At 63.7% G+C, this 1,238-nt stretch carries 2 protein-coding genes and 1 pseudogene; 2 read left to right on the top strand and 1 reads right to left on the bottom strand.

Annotated features, from left to right (window positions below; genetic code table 11):
• Both EOA38_RS37155 and EOA38_RS40800 read left to right on the top strand, forming a co-directional pair.
• A partial coding sequence (locus EOA38_RS37155) for a tyrosine-type recombinase/integrase (protein WP_145966319.1) occupies positions 1–541 on the top strand: 541 nt, incomplete at its 5' end.
• Positions 542–599: 58 nt separating this feature from the next.
• Positions 600–844 (top strand): annotated as a pseudogene (locus tag EOA38_RS40800) (hypothetical protein); the annotation flags it as partial.
• Here EOA38_RS40800 and EOA38_RS37145 read toward each other — a convergent pair.
• Positions 814–1,238 (bottom strand): RES family NAD+ phosphorylase (locus tag EOA38_RS37145; protein WP_127301546.1); only part of this gene is annotated, 425 nt, incomplete at its 5' end. The pseudogene EOA38_RS40800 and the gene EOA38_RS37145 overlap by 31 nt on opposite strands.

The raw sequence follows: 1,238 nt of genomic DNA, 5'->3' as shown, positions 1-1,238 counted from the left end.
TCTCATCACCGCCTTCGCCTCAGGCGGCCGCCGCCGCAGCGAGATTGCTTCGCTCAGGATAGAGCAGATCATCGAAGACGAGCCGGTGCCGGCCGATCCCAAGGCTCCCGACTCTTTGGACAAACTGCCGTGCCTAAAAATCCGACTCGGCCGGACAAAAACGACACAGGCCGACAGCCACGTCTTCGTGCTGCTCGTCGGCCGGCCGGTGACGGTGCTGCAAGCGTGGCTGGAGCGTGCTGAAATATCTGAGGGCGCCGTGTTCCGCGGCATCGACCGTTGGGGCAATCTCGGAAAACGCGCGCTGACGCCGCAGGCGGTCAACCTGATCCTGAAGCGCCGCGTCGCCGAGGCCGGGCTTGATCCGATGGCATTTTCCGCCCATGGCCTGCGCTCCGGCTACCTCACCGAAACCGCCCGCCGCGGCATTCCCCTGCCGGAAGCCATGCAACAGTCGCAGCACCACTCGGTCCAGCAGGCTTCGAACTATTACAATGACGCCGAGCGGACGCTCGGGCGGGCGGCGCGGATCATCGTCTGAGTCGCAGATCGAGCCGACACATCACAGCTTGCGGCGTCAGCTCCAATTGGTTCCGCCTGCCGCCGGCGTGCGCGGCGACCTGTCGGAAGGCGAACGAAGCCGTGCGGCGCCGGCCTTGCCTCGTCGGCCAAGGTCGACGAGCGCTATGTGCAAAAGCAGCTCGGCCACGCCCTTGGCAGAGAGATGACGCGCAAATACCAGCGCCGACGTGACCGGTTCCGTGTCCATCTCACCAAGGCAGCGGGCTGTAGGCGACAGAAAGCCCCTCCCCGTTACGCGCCAAACAGCCGCCGGTCCCAGTAGACGGGCTGGTGCAGACTTGTCTGGATCCTTGAAAACTCCGGATGCGCCGGATTGATCAGCACATTGCAATCGAGACGTGCCACGACACTCGGCACCAGCAGGATGACGGCGCGCCGTTCTAAACACCAGGCTTCGCCAAATCCCTTGCTCACCGTCGCCGGCATCGTGTCCCAGCCGAGCAGTGACGGCTGGGAAAAGACCTCATAGTTCAGTCCGGCCGGGATTGTGATTTCGATGTAGTGCTGGTTGCGCGGCAGTCGGCCGCTGCCATGCACCAGCTTTTCCAACAGGGCCGTCGAATAGTGCTCGCTGGTGTAGATGATAGGACTTCCGGGCGTGTTCCATCGCCCTGGCGCGATTGTCGAGCCGGTCGCATCGAAGATCGGGTAGGTGC

Origin of the sequence: Mesorhizobium sp. M1E.F.Ca.ET.041.01.1.1 (genome assembly GCF_003997355.1) — a bacterium.
In the GTDB taxonomy this organism is placed as follows: Bacteria; Pseudomonadota; Alphaproteobacteria; order Rhizobiales; family Rhizobiaceae; genus Mesorhizobium.
The sequence above is the reverse complement of the archived record's forward strand: the minus strand, read 5'-3'. Positions and strand labels throughout refer to the sequence as shown.